Below are 17612 nucleotides of genomic sequence, written 5' to 3' on the forward strand. Positions count from 1 at the left end.
GTGAGACCGCCGGCCCCGCTACCCGTCGACGAGATCCTGCGCCTCGGGCGGGAGCTTCCGCACGCGGGCGCGGCGGCGGGGCCGCTCCGGGATCATCGAGCGCATCTCCTCGAGCTTGCCGAAGCACAGCAGCCGATCCTCCGCCTCGAGCAGCACGTGCTTGCGCGGGTTCGGGATGACCTGCACGCCGCGATGCAGCGTCAGCACGGTGATGTCGCGCTCCCAGAGCCCGAGATCGCCGAGCTGCTTGCCGACGTGCTCTGCGCCCTCGTGCATCGAGATCTCGGCGACGCCGTACCCCGTCGATACGGAGAGGCGCTGCCGCACGTCGATCTCGGGGAAGTTCACCTGGTTCGCGATGTAGTCGATGATCGCGCCTGCGACGTCGAGGTCGGTGGCGGTCTCAATGCCCTGCAGGCCAGGCGATGAGTTCACCTCCATGACCAGCGGGCCGTCGTCGCCCTCGAGCATGTCGACACCGGCGACGCGCAGGCCCATGATCTGCGCGGCGCGCACCGCGGTCTGTTCGTAGGCCGGGTCAAGCTTCACGGGCTCGACGGTGCCGCCGCGGTGCACGTTCGAGCGGAACTCGTCACCCGAGGCGACGCGGCGCATCGCGGCAACCACCCGGTCGCCGACAACGAGGGCGCGAATATCGCGGCCGCGGCTCTCGGCGATGAACTTCTGGATGAGCACGTTCTGCTGCGTCGAGTGCAGCGTCTCGATGATGGCCTCGGCGACCTTCACCTGCGGGGCGAGGATCACGCCGATGCCCTGCGTGCCCTCAAGCAGTTTGATGACGACGGGTGCGCCACCGACCGATTCGATCGCGGGGCGTACGTCAGCACGGTTGCGCACGAACGCGGTCGGCGGCATCTCGATGGAGTGGCGCGAGAGAATCTGGATCGCCCGCAGCTTGTCGCGCGCGTTCGAGATGCCATTCGCGGTGTTCGGCGTGTAGACATCCATCTGCTCGAACTGGCGCACGACCGCAGTGCCGAAATAGGTAATCGAGTTCCCGATGCGCGGCAGGATCGCGTCGTAGTCGCTCAGCTGCTTCCCGCGGTAGCGCAGGTCGGGTTCATCCGTCGCGAGATCGATCGCAAAGCGAAGGGTGTTGAGCACCTTCACGGTGTGGCCGCGTGCTTCTGCGGCCGCGCGGAGGCGCTGCGTCGAGTACGCCTGCGGGGCGCGCGAAAGAATCGCCAGTTTCAAGGGTATTTCCTGCCAAGATAGGAGTCGTGGACGAATACTATTCAAGCACCTTGACGGGCTGGCGTGAATGGGTGAGCCTGCCCGGAATCGGGGTGCCGTGGATCAAAGCCAAGATCGACACCGGGGCGCAGACCTCGGCCCTGCACGCGGGCAACATTACCGTCTTCGAACGAGACGACGCCGAGTGGGTCCGGTTCACGGTGCAGCCGTGGCAGGAGGGCACGCTCGACGAGGTCGAGGTGGCGCTCCCCGTCCATGACCGTCGCACGGTTCGCAGCTCGTCCGGGCACACGCAGGACCGGCTCGTCGTCGTGATGGAACTCGGCCTGTGCGGCCGCGAGGTACCGGTCGAGGTCACGCTCACCGACCGCGAAGAGATGGTGTTTCGCATGCTCATCGGGCGCGAGGCGCTCAAGCAGGGATACGTCGTCGACTCGGGCGCGTCGTACCTCGGGGGTCGGCCGCCTGCAAAGATCCGCAAACGCAACCGCGGACGCGCATAGGTTCCACAAACTCAGTCCACAAACCCCTGGTCAGCCGCGTGACTCCTGAGTAGTCTGAGCACATGAGCACGAACTCTCTCGACCTAATCCCGGCCGGCACGATCTTCACCGCCGAACAGATCACGCACTACGCAAGCCCGGAGACACGCACGCTTGACGAGGCGATCGCCGACGCCGACCTGCTGGTCGCGACACCACACTCGGGCGCCGCGATCCCCGAGGAGCTCGCCGAGTTCCTCTCCCCCGCGCTCACCCGCCGACTGCAGTACGACTTCTCCGACGTCGCAACCGCGGCAATCGTGCGCCGCTGGGCAGAGATTGATCACCGCATTGTCGCAGTGATCAATCCGCACCCCCGCCTCATCCGCGACCCGAACCGCAAGAAGCCTGCCGAGGTGCGCGCCGACCTCGCGGCAGCGATCGAGCGGGTGCGTGCCGCCGGCGCATGGCAGAAGGTCGACCTCACTGGCGTCGACGCGATCCGCCCCGTGACGTTCTCGTTCTTCCCGATCCTCGAGATCCCCGACACCGAGGAGGGGCTGCAGCGCCTCGTCGACGCATTCGCGGACACCGCAGAGCAGGGCCTCGGCGTGTACGAGCGCACCCGCGAGGACCTTACGGACCGCTTCGTCGCCCAGGGCCTCAAGCGGGGCGGATCATTCACCCGACTGTCGTTCCACGACACCATGAACACCACCACCACCCGCGAGGGCGCGGTGAACGTCGAGCGCGCCGAGGCAGACCGGCTCCCCGCCGCCGTCGCGCTCTCGAACCGCGGCGACCACGACGGCGAGGAGCGCGATCCAGCGGATCGGCCCACCATGGATCCCGCGGCGCTGCGCGCCCTCGCCGCCGCCCACCGGTCCGGCTTCAACGTGTCCGATCCTGATGCGGTGCTCCTCAACCAGCCGTACCTCGGGAGCGAGGAGATCCGCGCTGCCGGCGAACGCTTCGGGAAGCTGCGCGCGGAAGCCGACGCCGCTGGGCTCAGCCTCGGCGCAGTGCAGGCCGAGTTCCTGCGCGAGTTCCTGCTCGGCGATGCCGCTGCCGCCGAGCTGCAGCAGCCCGGCACCGACTGGGTCGCAGAGGATCCGGCGCACGTCGACATGATCGCACGCGCCTGCAAGCGCGCTTGGGATGCATTCCGCGCCGCGCAGTAACATCGGAGCACTATGGCTCACACCGAAGACGCTGCTACCCAGTTCACCGTTCGTCCGCTCGAGGCGGGTGATCTCGAGGAGACCGCACGCATTCTCTGCGAGGGGTTTCTGAACGATCCGGTCTGGGGGCCCGCCTTCCCCGAGCATCCCGACCGGCGGGAGCACGCGCTCGCGCACTGGCGGTTCATGGTTGACCAGGCGATCGGCCACGGCGAACCGCTCCTCGCTGAGTGCCCCGACGGCAGCATCGGCGCTGTGTCGACGTGGTTCCCGCCCGGCGCAGACGAGGTGCACGAGGACGACGCGCCTGCCTACGAAGCGCTGTTGCGCTCGACCATCGGTGACGCTGCCGCTGAGGCGCTGCTCGGCGAGGGCGACCTGTTTGCTGAGGCACGCCCAACCGAGCCACACGCCTACCTCTCCATGCTCGCGGTGGCTCCCGAGGCGCGCGGGCTGGGCATCGGGATGGGCCTCGTCGCGGCAGCGCTCGAGCGCTACGACGAGATGGGCCTGCAGACGTACCTCGAGTCATCGAACCCCGCGAACGATGCACGCTACGAGCGCATCGGCTACGTCGCCGCGAAGCAGATCCACATTCCCGGGTCACCGACGGTGCAAAGCTACCTCCGCGCTGCGGGCTAAGCGGCTGCACCCAGCCAGCCCTGCCCTACCCCCAACGACAGAAGATCTGTGATCTCCCGCAAGTATGTCGTTTCCTCGCGGATCGAACATAGCTTGGGGAGATCCCAGATCTTCGGGCACTCAGGCGGCCGCGCGCGGCCCCGAGCGTGGGTCTATCCGCCCCAGAGCACTCCGAAGAGCGAGCCGACCGCGATGGTCGCCGCCGCGAGGATGAGTGTCGGGAGGAAGAACGAGTGGTCGACGAGCTTCGTGCCGAGCTTCGTCGAGCCGGACTCGTCGAAGTTCGCCGCGGCGATCTGCGAGCCGTTCGTCGGCAGCAGATAGATACCGGCGAAGGCACCCGCCCACATGCCGCTCATGAGGCCGAGCGGGATACCGGCGGCGAGACCAATCGGCACAATCGAGTTTGTCGCAGTCGACTGGCTGGTCGTGAGCACGCAGACGAGGAAGACGCCGAGGGCGAAGATCCACGGTGCCGTGTCGACGAGACCACCGATGCCGTCGGCAACGAGCTGCGAGTGCTCCCCGAGGAACGTGTTCGTGAGCCAGGCGAGACCGAAGAGTGCGATTGCCGAGACCATACCGGCACGGAACACCGTCATCGTCGGGATCTCGGAGACCTTCGGCTTCGACACGAGCATGATGAGCGTGCCCGAGACAAACATGATGATCTCGATGATGGGCGTCATGGCGATGGGCGACTCGTCCGCGCCGAGGGGGCGCAGCCCGGAGAAGAGGCCGAAGATAACGATGACGAGCACGCCGAGCAGGAAGATGATTGCCGCCCAGCGGCCCTGGCTGGTGACGGTGACCTCGGCCTTGACTGCGGTCGCGGTGGCGCCGGGTGCGACGAGCTTGCCAGACGCGATCTTCGCCTGGATCTCCGGGTCATCGGCGATGTCCTTGCCGAGGCGGCGCACGAAGAGGCTGGCGAGGAAGATGCCGACGATCGCTGCGGGGAGGGTCACCTTGATGATGTCCATGAGCTCGAAGTTCCACGGTGCCGTGTCGGTGAGCGCGATCATCGCAGCCATTGCTGCGGACACCGGGCTACACGCGAGCGCGATTCCCGTCGCGACAACGGAAAGCGAGAGCGGGCGCGAGGGGCGGATCCCGTTGCGATACGACAGATCGTAGATCACCGGGAGCAGCGGGTACAGGATGTTCGAGGTGCCCGCACCGACCGAGAACAGGAACGCCGTGAGCGGGGCGATGAGGGTGATCTGCTTCGGGTTCTTCGAAATAACCTTGGCCGCGATCGACACCATCCAGTCGATGCCGCCTGCGGCCTGCATCATCGAGGATGCGAGTACAACGGAGAGGACGATGAGCAGCGCGTCGACCGGCGGTGCGCCGGGAGCAAGGCCGAACACGAAGACCAGGATGGCGACGCCGGTGCCGCCCCAGAGTCCGAGACCAACCCCACTTGACCGCGTGCCCATGACGATACAGCCGAGCACAACGAGTAGCTGCGTGATGAAGAGAAAGATGTCCACGAGTTCCCCTTTGAATGATTCTGCATCAGACTATCCGTCGAACGAGTCTTAGCGAAGCTTTTTCTGTGTAGCATCTATCAACACACGTGAGGCATGATGGGAGTGACGAGAGAAAGGCAACACGTGTCCGCAATCCTTGCGGGGCCTCGGGCCCTGCTCCCCACCCGAGACGACTACAGCGGCCTGCGCACCGGCTGGCGAGGTGACGTCGTCGCCGGCCTCACGGTCGGCATCGTCGCGCTGCCGCTCGCGCTCGCCTTCGGCGTGAGCTCCGGCGTCGGGGCAGAGGCCGGCCTCATCACCGCGATCGTCGCGGGCCTCGTCGCTGCCGTCTTCGGCGGATCCAACGTGCAAGTATCCGGCCCAACCGGCGCGATGGTCGTCGTGCTCGCCCCCATCGTCGTGCTGCACGGCGCAGGCGCCGTCGCCGTCGTCAGCCTCATGGCCGGCATCATGGTCATCCTCGCGGGCATCTTCAGGCTCGGTCGCGCGGTGAGCTATATCCCCTGGCCCGTCATCGAGGGGTTCACCGCGGGCATCGGCATCATCATCTTCCTGCAGCAGGTCCCCGCCGCCCTCGGGGTCGCAGCCGAGGGCCACTCCTCGAACGCGGTGGTCGCCGCCTGGCAGACTGTTACCGAGGCCGCATGGCCTGGCGCGCTCCTCCCCCTCGCGGCGGTCGCAGCCGTCGCCATCATCATGCTGCTCCTCGAGCGCTTCGTGCCAGCGTTCCCGGCGTCCTTCGCCGCGATCCTCATCGTCTCCGTCATCGCAGCGCTCACGGGCAGCCTGCTCCCCACGATCGGGGAGCTCCCGAGCAGCCTGCCGGCCCCGACCCTGCCGAGCTTCGACGCCGCCATGCTCGCGTCGCTCGCCGGCCCCGCGGCCGCGGTTGCCGCGCTCGCGGCCATCGAATCGCTGCTCTCGGCGCGCGTCGCCGCAACCATCGCCGACACCGGGCCAGTGAACGCCGACCGCGAGCTCTTCGGTCAGGGCCTCGCCTCGGTCGCGTCCGGGCTCTTCGGCGGCATGCCGGCGACGGGCGCCATCGCCCGCACCGCCGTGAACGTACGCTCGGGCGCCAGAACCCGGCTCGCGGCGATCATCCACGCCCTCGCGCTCCTGCTCGTCGTGCTCGTCGCAGCCCCCGTCGTCGGCGCGATCCCGCTCGCCGCCCTCGCCGGAGTGCTCATGATGACCGCCGCCCGCATGGTGTCGTTCGAGACCGCAAAGCGCGTGTTCCGCTCGGGCAAATCGAGCGCTGCGACCTTCGCGATCACCCTACTCATCACCGTGAGCGTCGACCTCGTTGTTGCCGTCGGCATCGGCGTCGCGGTCGCCGCCTTCTTCGCGCTGCGCACTCTCGGCAACATGAGCGTCGCGACGCGTGAGACACTGCCGGGCGAGGTCGAACTTGGCGACGAGCGCATCGCACTGTTCAAAGTCGAGGGCTCGCTCTTCTTCGGTGCAGCAGACCGGCTCGTCGAGGCGATCCAAGATGAGGAAGGGGTTGAGGTCGCGATCCTCCGCCTCTCCGACCTGCAGATCATCGACGCGACCGGCGCGAACGCGCTCGCTGGCCTGGTCGCCACCCTCGAACGGCGCGGCGTCACCGTGCTCATCAAGGGGGTGCAGGCGCATCACCGCACGCTGCTCGACCGACTCGGGGTGATCGCGTCGCTGCGCGATCCGCATCATCTGTTCGACGAGCTTGACCCCGCGCTCGAGCACGCACGAGACCACATCAGGCGGGCCTCCTAACGAGATTCGGTACCCTGGTGCCACGCGGATAGTTCCTGCGGCTGACGCGTATCAGCCGCCGCTCCCGCAGACTGGAGATCATGACACGCAGCACCCGCTCCTCCGCCCGCTACATCGGTATCGATCTGGCACGGTTCCTCGCCGTCGCCGGCATGATGGCGAACCACCTCGTGGCGATCGTCGCCATGAACCCGACCGCGTCGGAATTCGACCAGCGCGCCGGCGAGATCGCCACAACCGTGACCAGCGGCATCGCCGCAGCCCTGTTCGCGGTGCTCGGCGGCGTGAGCGCGGTGTTTGCAAGCAAGCGGGCACTCACCGCCGGTCGCACCGGAGCAGCGACAGTCTCGATTGTGCTGCGCGGGCTCATCCTCATCGTGCTCGGGCTAGCGCTCGGCGCGCTCGAAGTGCCCATCATTGTTGTGCTCGTCTACTACGGCGTCGCGCTCATCCTCGTGTCCGTGTTCATCGCGGCGCGCACGTGGCTCGTCGCGCTGTCCGCGGCGGTGCTGTGGATCGCGGGCGGCCCGCTCAACGCGCTCGCGCGACAGGCCCTCGAAGTTGTCGAGGAGGCCGGTTCCCCCTCGTTTGAGAGCTTCGCAGCCGAACCACTCGAGACACTTCGCGGCCTGCTCCTCACCGGCGCGTACCCAGCGATCACGTGGGTGGCGTACCTGCTCGTCGGCATCCTCATTGCCCGAGCATTGCTTGCGGCGAATGAGCGCGGTCGGCTCTCGCGCACCACGCTCGGCCTCGCCGGGCTCGGCATCGCGCTCGCCGTGCTCGCGACGCTCGCCTCAAACTGGACCCTCGCGAACCTCGCCCGATTCGGTGTCGCAGCCCCCGACGGGCTCGATATGGCGACGTTCACGAAGTTCCTCGGAATGCAGCAGTTCGGCGCACCGACGTCTCCGGAACTCTGGGCGCAGCTCGTCGCGGCCCCCCACTCGGGTTCGCCGATGGAGATGCTCCGCACCGTCGGCATTGCGCTCGCCGTGATCGGCCTGCTCGTCACGCTGTTCGATTCGCGCGACGCGGCTCCCGGCCCCGTCACCGATGTCTTCCGCTCGGCCGGCGCAGCACCGCTCACGATCTACGCGCTGCACCTCATCGCGACGAGCTTCGCGTACGCCCCGGTCTACGCGGGTGTTGACTACTCGGCGGGGATCCCGTGGTGGATTGCGGGGCTCGGCGCCTTCGGCATCCAGCTCGCTGGCGTGCTCATTATCGGCGTGATCCTCTCGGTGACGAAGCGGCGCGGCCCGCTCGAGGCGATCACCTCGGGAATCGCGAAGGGGCTCACCCGCACGTAGGGGCGGCGACTATCGGGTCCCGGGTTCGTGACGCCGCGTTACCTGGGCGCTCGCGTGATCGGCCAGACGGCATGCATGATGAGGGCATGGCTGACTGTACGAAGGCACACGAAACACGGGCGCAGGGCGCCGCCGCGCACGACTCGCTCGAGCACGGCGCCGCGCCAGCAGCGGCGACCCCGCACACCGACTGGTCGGGCTTCGGCTTCGAGACCCGGCAGGTGCACGCGGGCGAATACCCAGACCTGAACACAGGTCTCAGGGTGCCTCCGATCGCGCTGAGCGCCGGCTACGTGTTCGACGACTTCGACGACCAGGTCGACCGCTTCGCCGGCCGCAGCATCGACCCGATCTACTCGCGGCAGGGCAACCCGACGAACTCGGTCGCTGAGGCACGTCTCGCCTCGCTCGAGGGCGGATCCAGCGCGGTCGCCGTGTCGAGCGGCCAGGCCGCGATCTCCTCGGCGCTGTTCGCGATCGCGCAGGGCGGTGACCACATCGTCTCGACGGCGTCGATCTACGGCGGCACCCGGATCCTGTTCGGCCGCAGCTTCAAGCGCTTCGGCATCGAGGTCGACTACGTGTGGGATGCGGCGGACGACGCCGAGTGGGATCGGGCGATCCGCCCGAACACGAAGGCGATCTACACGGAGACGATCCCGAACCCACGTAACGACGTCACCGATCTGAGCCGCATCGCTGAGGTCGCCGCCCGCCACAACCTGCCGCTCGTCGTCGACAACACCGTCGGCACGCCCGCGCTCATCCGCCCGTTCGAGCACGGCGCGAACATTGTGGTGCACTCGACGACGAAATTTCTCACCGGCCACGGGGCCGCGGTCGGCGGGGCGATCGTCGACGGTGGCAACTTCGATTGGGAGGCCGCGGAGCGCGCGGGCCGGAGCTACCCGCTCATCACCGACGTGAAGCCGGGGCTGGGTTCGATGGTGGATCGCTTCGGCCCCGGCGCCTACGCCCGTGCCACCCGCGAGGGCGTTGTGAACGACATCGGCCCCGCGCTGTCGCCGTTCAACGGATTTCTGCTGCATCAGGGGCTCGAGACGCTGTCGCTGAGGATGGAGCGGCACGTCGCCTCGTCGCTCGAGATCGCCGCATGGCTTGAGCAGCAGCCCGAGGTCGAGTCCGTCGACTACGCCGGCCTGCCGTCGTCGCCGCTGTTCGAACTCGCGGCGCGCGACTACGGGCTGACCGCTGACGGTGCCGGGGCGCGGACCGGGTCCGTGTTCGGGGTGACCGTGCGCGGCGGCATCGCGGGTGCCCGCGCCTTCGTGAACGGCCTGCGCGTCTTCTCGCGGATGACGGGCATCGGCGACACCCGCTCGATGATCATCCACCCGCTCACGTCCACGCACGCGACGTTCGCGCCGGAGATCAACGAACGGCTCGGGATCACGCCCGGGCTGCTCCGGCTCTCGATCGGCCTGGAGTCGGCGGGCGATCTCATCGCGGACCTGCGCGCGGGGCTCGACGGGGTCGCCGCGGTTGACGGGGTTGACGGGGTCGGCTGAGCCGCTCGAGCGGCACGTCACCCCGAACGCGAGACGATCGGTCGGGAACCGGGCGCGCACGGTCGGGCGCGCGCTCCCGCACGCTGGGAGCGTAGATGTATGACCACAACCGCGTTCCTTCCCATCGTCCCGCCAGGGCATACGCCCTCGAATCGCATGCCCTACGGGGCGCTCATCACGCTCATGATGATGAGCTTTCTCCTCGTCACAAGCGAGTTCCTCCCGAACGGGGTGCTCACGGAGATGGCCGCGAGCCTCGGTATCACGCCGGGCCAGGCCGGCCAGACGGTGAGCATCACGGCGCTCGCGGGGCTGATCCTTGCGATCACTGTCGGCAGCCTCTTCCCCCGGTTGGACCGGCGCGCGCTGCTCGTCTGGATGGCGGTGCTCGGCGCGTTCTCGAATTTCGTCGTCGCGCTCGCACCATCGTTCTGGATCATCCTCATCGCCCGCTTCCTGCTCGGCGCATCACTGAGCGTGTTCTGGTCGATGTCGCTCAGCGCTGCTTCGACCCTCGTCGGCCCGAAGCGCGTCGGCCGGGCCCTGATGTTCACCGCGGGCGGCGTCTCGCTCGCGACCGTCGCCGGGGTGCCGCTCGGCGTGATGCTGTCGAACGCCTTCGACTGGAGAGTCGGCTTCGGCATCATCGGTGCGGCGCTCGTCTTCCTTGCGGTCGCGCTGCGCTTCCTGCTGCCGCCGATCCCGGTCACGTCGTCGAGCAGCTTCGCCGCGCTCGGCCGGGCGCTGCGCAGCCGCGGCGTCGGGCTCGGATTCAGCGCTCACCTGCTCGTCGTGCTCGGACACTTCGCCGCCTACACCTACATCCGCTTGGCGCTCGAGCGGGTGAGCGACGCGAGCGGAGCCCCCATCGATGCGAGCACGATCGTGCTGCTGCTCATGCTCTTCGGGGCCGGCGGGCTCGTCGGCAATCTCGTTGTGGGGCTCATCGTCGACCGCACTTTCCGGGTGCTGTCGGTCTCGGCGCCGCTCGTGATGGCCGCAACGATCCTCACCGTGATCGCCGCTCCTGGCGCGCTCTGGGCGGTCGGCATCGCGGTCACGGTGTGGGGCGCCTTCTTCGCATCGTGGCTCCTCATCGTGAACACCTGGGCGGGGAACCGGCTGCCCGACCAGCTAGAAGCGAGCGGGAGCCTCGTCGTCATCGGCTTCCAGGCAGCGATCTTCCTCGCGGCGGCCGGCGGCGGAGCGCTGAGTGACCTCCTCGGCGTCTCGACGCTCTACATTGCGGCCATCGTCATCCTCGCGGTCGGCGCGCTACTGTTTGGGCTCACCCACCGCCGAGACCCCATCGCCGCGGCCGCTGCGGTTTAGGCCGCGCTGCGGGCCCGCACTGCAGCGCCGTCGGCCTGCGGGTCGGCTGCGCGCCAGCGCGAAGGGGGCAGGCCGGTGTGCCGCCGGAAGGCACGGCTGAAGCCCTCGTCCGACGCGTACCCGAGCTCCCGTGAGATCTGCGTCACCGAGGCGCCCTGCGTAAGCCGCCGCTTCGCGTCCTCCATCCGCACCACCGTGATGTACTGGCCCGGCGAGGCCCCCAGCAGCTCGCGGAAGCGGCGGGAGACCGCCGAGCGCGACATCGTCCCCAGGCTCGCGAGCGCGTCGACCGACCAGTCGCGGCCCGGATCGCTGTGGATCGCGCTGATGATCGGGTCGAGGTGCGGATCCACCGCCCGCGCCGCCCAGCCGCTCGGCGCGCACCCCGCGGACACCCAGGCGCGCAGCAGGCTGAGCAGCAGCGTCCGGGCCATGAGCCGGCAGACGAGTGCCGCGCCGCCCGCGTCAACCGTCGGGGTCGCCCCGTCGGTGTGCACGCCCATGTTGCTCGCGAGCGCGGACACGGCGGGATCAATTCGCGAGAAGTCGAGCATCGTCAGCGGGTCTGGGAGCAGCTGCCGCAGCCGGCTGGCTGCCTCGTTCAGTTCGAGATCCACCACGACAAGGGTGGTGTCGTGCAGCGCTTCGAAGGTGAGCGGCATCCTCCCGAGCGTGAGCAGCGCCGCACCCGCCGGGAACGTATCAGGGGCGGCGGCCGGGGCGATGAGGCCACCGGGCCACAGCGGGTCGGGCTCGCAAGCGACAGCGGGCTCCCCGTGGAGCGCACCGTCGGCAACGTAGACGAGAGTGAGCGAGCCGCCCGGCAGCGAGAAGCGTCGCCCCCGGGAGACCCCTGCCCGCCGGGTCTGGGTCACAGTGACGTCGACGGTTTCGAGGAGCCCGTCGAGTGGCGCGGGTGGGGAGCTTGACATACGGGGTGCAACCGGCGGCGAGCGCAGGCTATTCCGTCAGAACGCACAGCGGCGGGGAACGGCCATCGCCGTCCCCCGCCGCTCTGTGAGGCTTTCGCTGTGTTAGTTCTTGGTCTTCGCGTGCAGCGCGAAGTGGTCGTGCGCGGTGCGGAGCCAGCCGAGCAGGAACTCCTTCGTCGACTCGTTGGTGATCTCGCCGTCGTCGGTGATGAGGCCGTCGGTCAGCTGCAGGTAGACCTCGGGCTGCTGGAGGTCGGGTGAGTTGAGGAACGCGAGGATTCCGCGCAGGTGCGCCTGCGCGAGCGCGGTGCCGATCTGGCCGATCGATGCGCCGAGCACGGCCGACGGGATGCCGTCGAAGCTGTTCTGCCCCCACGGGCGGCTTGCGGTGTCGAGTGCGTTCTTGAGCACGCCGGGGACCGAGCGGTTGTACTCGGGGGTGACGATGATGACGCCGTCGGCGTTCTCCACAGCCTGCTTGAACTCGGTAGCCTCCGCGGGGATCGCGGCGTCGTGGTCTGCGGAGTAGTAGGGCAGGTGGCCGATGGGAATTTCAGTGAGGTTGAGGTTCGCCTCGGGAGCGAGCTTCACCAGGGCATTGGCAAGGCGGCGGTTGATGGAGGTCGAAGACACACTGCCAACGAGGAAGCCAATGTTTAATGTAGTCATGAAGCGGTTCCTTTCTGAAAAACCATGCGTGTACATGGAGTTCAACGAGGAACGACCAAGCCCCATTCCCGGAGACTCACAACTCCACCGGCTTTTCGTCTCCGGGGAGTAGGGTGCTGCCATGGCAACGCTGCGGATTCTGCACCTCACCGACACCCACCTGTACGGCGACGATTCCCTCCACTACGGTGTCGTCGGCACCGAGTCTCACCTGCGTATGGCGCTCGCCCGCGTGGCGGATCGCCCCTTCGATCTCGTCGTCTGCTCGGGCGATGTCAGCGAGGACGGCAGCGTTGCCTCCTACGAGCTCGTACGCGACATCCTCGACCCGTGGGCGGCCGAACGCGGGGCCCGCACGATCTACGCGATGGGCAATCACGACGACCGCGGGGGCTTCCGTGCGGTGCTCGGCGAGGGTCAGCCAGGCGTTCCGGTGCACACGCCCGCGGCGGCGGCCGCTGGGTCCGTGCCCGCTGCCCACGACCGGCCCGTCGTGTCGGTCACCGAGACTCACGGCTGGCGCACGATCGTGCTCGACACCACGGTACCCGGGGCCGGCTACGGCGAACTCTCCGAGGAGCAGCTCGAGTTCCTCGCGGACGCGGTCGAGTCGCCTGCGGGCCACGGCACCGTCATCGTCATGCACCACCCGCCAGTCCGCGCCGAGACCGACCTGCTCCAGGCACTCGCCCTCGACGAGCGCTCGGCAGCGGGGCTGTGGGATCGCATCCGCGATACCGATGTGAAGGCTATCCTCAGCGGCCACTACCACCATCCAATCGTGGAGACGGTCTACGGCATGCCCGTGATCGTTGCGCCGGGTGTCACGAATCTCGCGGCGGCCTTCAACGGGCGCGCGGAGGAGTCGGCGAACGACTGGTTCGGCGCGGCCGTCGTCGAGGTGAGCCCGGAACGCACCCGCGTGCTCCCCCTCTCGGAGCCGGCGACCGGGAGCGAAGTATTTCGTATGGACGCGAAACACGTGCAGCAGATCATCAAGGTCGCCGGTCGACCGTAGCCGATCCTGCCTCGGCTCCCGCTTCGGCCCCGGATTCCTCAATACCCCGATTTATTTATTCTGAGCTTTACGGAGGCCGAACAAGGCTCAGAATAGAAAACTCGGTGAGGGGAGGGGAGGGGCGGGGGAAGCGAGGGGGAGGGAAGATTTAGAGGCTCTTCACACAGCGGGTGTCACGGCAACTGGGGCGCTGCGAAACGCCCACCCTGAATCGCGCTCAGACGACATGTCCTCAGCGAAGTCAGGATTGATCGGCAGCAAAAATACCCTGACCTCGCTGAAGACATGTCTTTTCGGCACCCCTCAATCGCTGAGGTATGCACCCTCAGCGGTGAGGAGCCGGCCTAGACCTCGATGCCGTAGAGGTTCGGCTCGGGCACGAGCACGAGGCCAAACTCCTGCTGCACGCGCTGCACAATGAACCTTGCGAGCTCTCCGACGTCAGCCGCCGATGCCGCCCCGCGGTTCGTGATCGCGAGCGTGTGCTTCGTCGATACCGAAGCGCCTGAGCCCGGCAACCGGTAGCCCTTGGGCACACCGGACTGCTCGATGAGCCAGGCGGCGGAAAGCTTCACGCGACGCTCCCTGGCGGGCGCGGGCAGCCGCAACGGCTGACCAGCCTCGAGTTCCTCGAAGGTGGTGACCGCGGGAGCTGCCTCTTGATCTACGACGGGGAACCGCGGCGCGTTCTCGGGCAGGCCGCGCGCGAAGCGCTCAGTCACGATCGGGTTCGTGAAGAAGGAGCCTGCGCTCCAGGTGTCGTAGTCGGACTCGTCGAGCACCATGCCCTTCGCGGCGCGGAGCCGAAGCACCGTGTCGCGCACTGTGCCGAGCGGTACGCGCGCGCCGAGCTCGACGCCGAGGGCGGAGGCGAGCTGCGCGAAACGGATCGGCTCAGACAGCGGCTCAGGCCCGGCCTCGGATGCGACCACCGCGGCGTCTGCGAGCACGACGTCGATCGAGAGCACGACGCCCTCGAGCCCCTGTTTGATCACCGAGTCGCGGTAGCCCAGCTCAAGTTCAGACGCGAGCATGCGGCGCGACTCGAAGGTTGCGGCGTCGAGAAACTCGATCGAGTGCAGCACCTCGGACAGCTCCTGCCCATACGCGCCGATGTTCTGCACGGGGGCAGCCCCGACGAGCCCGGGAATCCCCGACAGTGCCTCGATGCCTGCCCAGCCGCGTTCGACACACTCGGCGACGAGCGCATCCCAGTCGTGCCCGGCCTCGATGCGGAGCCGGACGGCCCCAGCCGGCAGCTCAGGGTCCTCGACGAGCGCGACACCAGTCGTGCGCACGAGCAGCACGGGGCCGGGGTAGCCCTCGTCAGCGATCACGGTGTTCGATCCGCCGCCGAGCAGCAGCCAGTCGTCTCCGCGCCCCCACAGGGCGATCGCCTGTTCGGTGAGCTCCTCGCGGGTGTGCGCGGTGAGGATCTCCTCGGCCGGGCCCCCGACGCGCATCGTGGTGAGCGCGGACAGCGGCTGGGCGCTCACGCGAATGCCACCACCATCTGTGACTTGCCGAGCACGGTTGCGCCGTCGAAGGTGACCTTCAGGTCGAGGCGCGCAGTGCGGGCGTCGGCGTCGAGCTGGCCGACGGTCGCGGTCACGGTGAGGATCGCACCCGCCGCAGCATCGACGGGAACCGGGCGGGTGAAGCGCGACTGGAAATCGCGAACGACGCCTGCGGTGCCGAGCCAGTCGGTCGCGACCGAACCTGCGGCACCCATCGTGAGCATGCCGTGCGCAAGCACGCCGGGGAGCCCGACGGACTGGGCGAAGTCGTCGCGGTAGTGGATCGGGTTGAAGTCACCCGAGGCACCGGCGTAGCGGACGAGCTCGTCGCGGGTGAGGGTGATCTCGCGCTCGGCGACTACGTCGCCCGCGGTCAGTTGCTCGAAGGTCGGTGCGGCGGCGCTCATGCTTCTTCTCCTCGCACGACGAGTGTGGAAATGGCGGTGACGACGTGTGCGCCCGCGGCGTCGACGATGTCGCTCGATGCGGTCACCATCGAGTGGCCGCCGAGCTGCTTCACCGAGGCGATCGTGAGCGTCGCGGTGAGCTCGTCACCTGCGACGATCGGCCGCGTGTAACTGAAGCGCTGGTCCCCGTGCACGACGCGGGTGAAGTCGACTCCCGCGTCCTCGTCGGCGAGCAACTGCGCGAGCGTCGCCTCCTGCACGGTCACCGGGAAGGTCGGCGGGGCGACCACGTCGGCATACCCGGCGGCGCGAGCGGCCTCGGGGTCGAGGTGGATCGGCGATTCGCTGAGCACAGCGCGCGCGAACTCGCGCACTGTCTCTCGCCCGACAAGGTACGGCTGCGTGGGCGGGTAGACCCGGCCCTGAACGTCTGGATTAACCACGGCACCAGTCTAGTCGGGGCGGCCCCGGCGCCGGTGCTCGCTGCGTGAGCGTCGCAGTCACCCGCAACCCAACATTCGTTGCTATTTCAACTCGATAACGTATCTGCGTTAGCGGACACTAACAGCATAGATTCTTGGGGAACGTCCCGATCATTGCTTCGGGCCGAGAGAGTCCACTGATGTCAAAGGAGACAGCATGACGACCAGAGCAACACAACCACCACCTAAAACCCCAATGGGCCGCGTGGCCGCAGCAAGCGCAATCGGGAGCGTGATCGAGTTCTACGATTTCCTCATCTTCGGCACGGCAGCGGCGCTCGTCTTCCCGGCAGTATTTTTCCCCGCGCTGGGAGAGGCTGCAGGCAGCGTCGCATCATTCGCAACGTTCGCGGTCGCGTTCGTTGCTCGCCCATTCGGAGCGCTCTTCTTCGGGCACTTCGGCGACCGAATCGGGCGCAAGAGAATGCTCATCCTCACGCTCACCATCATGGGGACCGCGACCTTCATCGTCGGGGTACTCCCCGGCGCGGGCACCATCGGCATTGCCGCACCCATCATTCTGTTCACCCTCCGGTTCTTCCAGGGCATCGCCGTTGGCGGCGAGTGGGCAGGAGCGGCCCTGCTCACAGCGGAGTACGCGCCAGCTGCGAGACGCGGCCTCTGGGCATCGATGCCGCAGCTCGGACCCTCGCTGGGGTTCGCGCTTGCGAGCGCGACGTTCCTGATCACGAATCTCACGCTGGGCGACCAGTCAGACACGTTCATCGGGTGGGCATGGCGGATACCGTTCATCTTCAGCGCGGTCTTAGTCATCATTGGTTTCTGGATCCGCTTGCGCATCGCCGAGACCCCCGTCTTCACCGCAGAACAGGAGCGAAAGGCGCAGGCAACCGTCGACGGCGCGCCAAAGGATCGCCTGGCCGTGCTCGAGGTCCTGCGGAAGCAGCCCCGTGAGGTGTTCCTCGCGAGCGGGCCCATGATCCTCGTCTTCGCGTTCTTCTACATCGGGACGGCGTTCCTCACCAGCTATGGAACGACAGAGTTGGGCCACTCGCGGCCGGCCGTGCTGCTGTGCGGGACCATCGGAGCACTGTTCTTCGCGGTGTTCACCATCATCGGAGGCACGCTCTCGGACCGCTTCGGTCGTCGCAAGATCATCATCGGCGCAATCGTGGCGTCGGGCATCTGGTCGTTCGCGCTCTTCCCCGTGCTTGATATCGGCACCATTACCTCGTTCGGGGCTGGCCTGTCTGTAACGATGCTCTGCCTCGGAGTCATTTACGGCCCCACGGGATCTTTCCTCCCCGAGCTCTTCGAGACGAGGTACCGGTACACCGGAGCAGGCATGGCATACAACCTCGGCGGCGTGCTCGGCGGCGCGGTCGCGCCGATGGTTGCCAGCGCGCTCGTGGCGACACAGGTCGGAAGCGCGGCTATCGGGTACATGCTTGTCGCGATCTGTCTCATCGGGCTCATCTGCATGCTTGCACTCAGGGAGACGCAGGGAGTCTCCCTCCACACCGAGCCTGCGCTCACCGAGAGCCCCTAGGGCGCGGGCAGCCGACTGGAGCGTGCTGTCGCGCCGCCCCGCCCCAGGCCGCGCAGCTCCCGCCCCAGACGACTGCGGGCCCGTGCCGGTGTCGCCACCGGGCACGGGCCCGCAGTATCGCGTGGG

Annotated in this window: 16 protein-coding genes; 9 read left to right on the forward strand and 7 right to left on the reverse strand. The window is 67.9% G+C overall.

All coding sequences use genetic code 11. The features are described from left to right. Positions 1 to 18 precede the first annotated feature (18 nt). Entirely contained in the window at positions 19 to 1215 is a 1197-nt protein-coding gene (locus AUL38_RS02810) for a RimK family alpha-L-glutamate ligase (protein WP_059059130.1), read from the reverse strand. 26 nt (positions 1216 to 1241) lie between these two features. On the opposite strand from AUL38_RS02810, the gene AUL38_RS02815 reads away from it, so the two are divergent. The 3 genes from AUL38_RS02815 to AUL38_RS02825 all read left to right on the forward strand — a co-directional run bounded on the left by AUL38_RS02815 (position 1242) and on the right by AUL38_RS02825 (position 3520). Continuing rightward, the gene (locus tag AUL38_RS02815) at positions 1242 to 1718 is read left to right on the forward strand and encodes a RimK/LysX family protein (RefSeq protein ID WP_153006441.1); all 477 of its coding nucleotides are present in this window, start codon (positions 1242 to 1244) and stop codon (positions 1716 to 1718) included. A 62-nt stretch (positions 1719 to 1780) separates the two neighbouring features. Beyond that, positions 1781 to 2878, forward strand: a complete 1098-nt coding sequence (locus AUL38_RS02820) for an N-formylglutamate amidohydrolase (protein ID WP_059059133.1) — start codon at positions 1781 to 1783, stop codon at positions 2876 to 2878. Positions 2879 to 2890: 12 nt separating this feature from the next. Continuing rightward, entirely contained in the window at positions 2891 to 3520 is a 630-nt protein-coding gene (locus tag AUL38_RS02825; protein ID WP_059059135.1) for a GNAT family N-acetyltransferase, read from the forward strand. Positions 3521 to 3672: 152 nt separating this feature from the next. Here the strand turns inward: AUL38_RS02825 and AUL38_RS02830 are convergent, their stop codons facing one another. Then, positions 3673 to 5016 (reverse strand): anaerobic C4-dicarboxylate transporter, encoded by a 1344-nt coding sequence (locus AUL38_RS02830; protein ID WP_083506538.1) that lies wholly within the window; start codon positions 5014 to 5016, stop codon positions 3673 to 3675. 123 nt (positions 5017 to 5139) lie between these two features. On the opposite strand from AUL38_RS02830, the gene AUL38_RS02835 reads away from it, so the two are divergent. The 4 genes from AUL38_RS02835 to AUL38_RS02850 all read left to right on the forward strand — a co-directional run bounded on the left by AUL38_RS02835 (position 5140) and on the right by AUL38_RS02850 (position 10951). Next, a complete protein-coding gene (locus tag AUL38_RS02835) occupies positions 5140 to 6777 on the forward strand; it encodes a SulP family inorganic anion transporter (protein ID WP_235590578.1) in 1638 nt (545 codons plus the stop codon). Positions 6778 to 6857: 80 nt separating this feature from the next. Beyond that, positions 6858 to 8090 carry a heparan-alpha-glucosaminide N-acetyltransferase domain-containing protein gene (locus AUL38_RS02840; RefSeq protein ID WP_059059140.1) on the forward strand — a complete coding sequence of 411 codons (1233 nt, stop codon included), beginning with the start codon at positions 6858 to 6860 and terminating at the stop codon, positions 8088 to 8090. Positions 8091 to 8176: 86 nt separating this feature from the next. Beyond that, positions 8177 to 9619, forward strand: coding sequence for an O-acetylhomoserine aminocarboxypropyltransferase/cysteine synthase family protein (locus AUL38_RS02845; RefSeq protein ID WP_083506539.1), 1443 nt, complete (start codon positions 8177 to 8179; stop codon positions 9617 to 9619). A gap of 99 nt (positions 9620 to 9718) precedes the next feature. Beyond that, complete coding sequence (locus AUL38_RS02850; RefSeq protein ID WP_059059142.1) at positions 9719 to 10951, forward strand: MFS transporter; 1233 nt, start codon at positions 9719 to 9721, stop codon at positions 10949 to 10951. Here the strand turns inward: AUL38_RS02850 and AUL38_RS02855 are convergent. Then, on the reverse strand, positions 10948 to 11883 hold the full coding sequence (locus AUL38_RS02855; protein WP_059059144.1) for a helix-turn-helix transcriptional regulator: 936 nt from the start codon (positions 11881 to 11883) through the stop codon (positions 10948 to 10950). The two genes, AUL38_RS02850 and AUL38_RS02855, sit on opposite strands and share 4 nt — an antisense overlap. Before the next feature lie 102 nt (positions 11884 to 11985). Continuing rightward, positions 11986 to 12552, reverse strand: a complete 567-nt coding sequence (locus tag AUL38_RS02860; RefSeq protein ID WP_059059145.1) for an NADPH-dependent FMN reductase — start codon at positions 12550 to 12552, stop codon at positions 11986 to 11988. Positions 12553 to 12673: 121 nt separating this feature from the next. Between AUL38_RS02860 and AUL38_RS02865 the strand changes: the two genes are divergently transcribed. Continuing rightward, the gene (locus AUL38_RS02865; protein WP_059059147.1) at positions 12674 to 13570 is read left to right on the forward strand and encodes a metallophosphoesterase; all 897 of its coding nucleotides are present in this window, start codon (positions 12674 to 12676) and stop codon (positions 13568 to 13570) included. 344 nt (positions 13571 to 13914) lie between these two features. Here the strand turns inward: AUL38_RS02865 and AUL38_RS02870 are convergent, their stop codons facing one another. The 3 genes from AUL38_RS02870 to AUL38_RS02880 are packed head-to-tail and all read right to left on the reverse strand — an operon-like array spanning position 13915 to position 15937. Beyond that, positions 13915 to 15072, reverse strand: coding sequence for a UDP-N-acetylmuramate dehydrogenase (locus AUL38_RS02870; protein ID WP_369795287.1), 1158 nt, complete (start codon positions 15070 to 15072; stop codon positions 13915 to 13917). Further along, positions 15063 to 15494, reverse strand: coding sequence for a MaoC/PaaZ C-terminal domain-containing protein (locus AUL38_RS02875; protein WP_059059148.1), 432 nt, complete (start codon positions 15492 to 15494; stop codon positions 15063 to 15065). The genes AUL38_RS02870 and AUL38_RS02875 overlap by 10 nt, the downstream gene beginning before the upstream one ends. Beyond that, entirely contained in the window at positions 15491 to 15937 is a 447-nt protein-coding gene (locus AUL38_RS02880) for a MaoC family dehydratase N-terminal domain-containing protein (protein WP_059059151.1), read from the reverse strand. The genes AUL38_RS02875 and AUL38_RS02880 overlap by 4 nt, the downstream gene beginning before the upstream one ends. 196 nt (positions 15938 to 16133) lie before the next feature. Here AUL38_RS02880 and AUL38_RS02885 point away from each other — a divergent pair, with 196 nt between their 5' ends. Then, positions 16134 to 17486 (forward strand): MFS transporter, encoded by a 1353-nt coding sequence (locus AUL38_RS02885; protein WP_059059153.1) that lies wholly within the window; start codon positions 16134 to 16136, stop codon positions 17484 to 17486. Positions 17487 to 17612 lie beyond the last annotated feature (126 nt).

The sequence above is a fragment of the Leucobacter sp. G161 genome, from assembly GCF_001482305.1.
GTDB lineage: Bacteria > Actinomycetota > Actinomycetes > Actinomycetales > Microbacteriaceae > Leucobacter.

Excerpts from the sequence above, each read along its gene's own strand:
- AUL38_RS02825 (WP_059059135.1), top strand. The coding sequence starts at position 2,891 with ATGGCTCACACCGAAGACGCTGCTACCCAGTTCACCGTTCGTCCGCTC.
- AUL38_RS02845 (WP_083506539.1), top strand. The coding sequence starts at position 8,177 with ATGGCTGACTGTACGAAGGCACACGAAACACGGGCGCAGGGCGCCGCC.
- AUL38_RS02865 (WP_059059147.1), top strand. The coding sequence starts at position 12,674 with ATGGCAACGCTGCGGATTCTGCACCTCACCGACACCCACCTGTACGGC.
- AUL38_RS02875 (WP_059059148.1), bottom strand. The coding sequence starts at position 15,494 with ATGAGCGCCGCCGCACCGACCTTCGAGCAACTGACCGCGGGCGACGTA.
- AUL38_RS02855 (WP_059059144.1), bottom strand. The coding sequence starts at position 11,883 with ATGTCAAGCTCCCCACCCGCGCCACTCGACGGGCTCCTCGAAACCGTC.
- AUL38_RS02860 (WP_059059145.1), bottom strand. The coding sequence starts at position 12,552 with ATGACTACATTAAACATTGGCTTCCTCGTTGGCAGTGTGTCTTCGACC.
- AUL38_RS02840 (WP_059059140.1), top strand. The coding sequence starts at position 6,858 with ATGACACGCAGCACCCGCTCCTCCGCCCGCTACATCGGTATCGATCTG.
- AUL38_RS02820 (WP_059059133.1), top strand. The coding sequence starts at position 1,781 with ATGAGCACGAACTCTCTCGACCTAATCCCGGCCGGCACGATCTTCACC.
- AUL38_RS02850 (WP_059059142.1), top strand. The coding sequence starts at position 9,719 with ATGACCACAACCGCGTTCCTTCCCATCGTCCCGCCAGGGCATACGCCC.
- AUL38_RS02885 (WP_059059153.1), top strand. The coding sequence starts at position 16,134 with ATGACGACCAGAGCAACACAACCACCACCTAAAACCCCAATGGGCCGC.